This is a genomic window from Flavobacterium restrictum (assembly GCF_007097245.1).
Lineage (GTDB): Bacteria > Bacteroidota > Bacteroidia > Flavobacteriales > Flavobacteriaceae > Flavobacterium > Flavobacterium restrictum.
Map to the genome: position 1 here is coordinate 1 of NZ_VJZT01000052.1, position 2,163 is coordinate 2,163.

Annotated in this window: 3 protein-coding genes; 1 reads left to right on the plus strand and 2 read right to left on the minus strand. The window is 30.7% G+C overall.

Annotation, left to right across the window (positions count from 1 at the left end):
* Window positions 1-225 precede the first annotated feature (225 nt).
* Window positions 226-489 (plus strand): hypothetical protein, encoded by a 264-nt coding sequence (locus FNW21_RS16120; protein ID WP_144257772.1) that lies wholly within the window; start codon window positions 226-228, stop codon window positions 487-489.
* Window positions 490-661: 172 nt separating this feature from the next.
* Here FNW21_RS16120 and FNW21_RS16125 read toward each other — a convergent pair whose 3' ends face one another.
* Window positions 662-1,219: a hypothetical protein gene (locus FNW21_RS16125; RefSeq protein ID WP_144257773.1), complete on the minus strand. Its 558-nt coding sequence runs from the start codon at window positions 1,217-1,219 to the stop codon at window positions 662-664.
* A 175-nt stretch (window positions 1,220-1,394) separates the two neighbouring features.
* Entirely contained in the window at window positions 1,395-2,018 is a 624-nt protein-coding gene (locus tag FNW21_RS16130; RefSeq protein ID WP_144257774.1) for an SMI1/KNR4 family protein, read from the minus strand.
* Window positions 2,019-2,163 lie beyond the last annotated feature (145 nt).

Consider the following 2,163-nt stretch of genomic DNA (forward strand, 5'->3'; position numbering starts at 1 on the left):
AAAACCTTTGTCTTAATGTCAGAAAAAATGTCTTTTAGTTTCATCGTTGTCTTTTGTTAGCCTTGCCCATAACGTTCCCACGCCTGTCGCTGTTGTGGGTTAAAAACATACAATTTTTCGGATAATCACAAATTATCCAAACACAAAACCAATTTCAAATTAAACACCAATCCCACAATAGCTACAGACGTGTGTTAGTGGTATACCACGTAAAAATTAAAGATTATGAAAACATTAAAAGGATGGGAAGAATCAAACTTAAATATGGATGAATATTTAAACGAACCTTGCGAAATAGACGAGGAACTTTATCTTGATATTTTAGAATGCGTGCCAACTCATTATTCTGGAGAATTAGCGCAACAAGGCGGTGATGCCTGTGATTCTTTTGAAAATCACAAAGGGAAAAAAGTATTTACTTATAGAACGGTAAATAGCTTAAATGGCAAATTTTTTAACTTAGGTATTTTGCCTGAATTTAAAGGATAGATTGGCGGTTGCCACTAACGTTCTGGCACTACAGCGGGTTTGGGATTAAATTAAGCCCTATTTTCGGATTTGCCAAATCATCCCAAATACAAAACCATTTTTCCATTAAGCCAATTGCCCAAATCCGTTGTAGTGGCTGTTGTAGGCAGTTTTTTATTCTGACATTTCATTCTCAATTTTTTTTCTGAATTTCTGTTAGCACATTATATAATTCGGTCAATTTATTTTGAAGTTTTGAATTTATATATACATCAATATCTTTATCGCTACCGTGCTTTGAAATTAATTTTTTTAATGAAATATTTATGTCTTGTAATTTTCTACCATTTCTTTCTGTTCTAATTTGTAAATTTTCTTGAATATGCTCATACTTATTTTGAAAAATATGACAAGAATTATGTCTTCTATATTCAATATAATCAAATTCTTCTTCTGTAAATTCTGATTTAATATTGTTCAGCTCTTCAATAAGTTTAGAATACCAATCAAGCTTATTACTATTTTGTCCTTTTTGTAAACTTTCCAAAACTTTGTTGGCGTAAATTAATCCTTCTGTCAATAATTCATAGAATTTAGTATAAAACACATCTTGATAAACGAAATTCCATTTCTCTGAAAGTTCATTATTAAGAAAGAAAAAATATTTCAACCATTGTTCAAACTGTGCTTGTTGAACAATGGTTTTTTTTATAAAATCTTGTTTGAAATCCTCTTTCGCTGTTTCGTCCATTTTTATTGAATTATCTCGTTTTTTCTAAAATTGCCTACAACGTTCTCGCGCTACAAGCAGTTTGGGACTAAATTAAGCCCATTCTTCGGATTTGCCAAATCTTCCAAATACAAGACCATTTTTAAATTAAGCCAAATGCCCAAATTGCTTGTAGCGTGTGTTATGCGTCGTTTTTTTATTTATTCAGTTTATTCAAGCTTTCATTTACCCATTCATTAAACCATTCTGCAAAATTATATCTTGATTTTGTTTCAGTTATCAATGGATATATTCCTTCATCATTTGCTCTTGCATCAATCCATATATTTCCCTTTTCTAATCCTGAAACTACCAAAAAATAATAAATGGCGCATCCATAATGACAAATTCTAATACTGCCATAAATATGTTTTTCATTAAAACACTCTAATTCCCAATTTTTAAATTCTTCGCTTTCAGTATAATCTTCATCATCATCATTTCCGCCATATATTAAATTCCACTTTTCGGTATGTGGAAAATTTTCATTTAGAAAATTCTTGTTTTCAATATCAAGTTTAAAATTCCAATCTTCTAACTTAAAAACTCCGTACGCTGGACCAACTCCGCCGTTTCCAATGTTTTTTATAAAATTTCTGTATTCTAATGGTAGTTCAATTTGATTTGTTTTTTCGAAGTCTAATATTTTTTTCTCTGATAAACAAATATTTAGTTCATACTTATGTTCTTTGGAACCAAATATTAGAAATGGATTTTTCTTGAAGAACCCATTTCCATCAATTTTTTTAAGCCTAGAAATTAGTTCTTTTTCAATTACCATTTAAGTTTCTGTTTTTTATTTCGTTTCGTTCGGCTAAAATGACGCATAACGGTTTGCTGGTAGGCGATGTAGCGGACTAAACAAACGTAATGCTTCGGTTCGTGACCAAACTTCACGAGTACAAAACCAATTTTAAATATAGCCC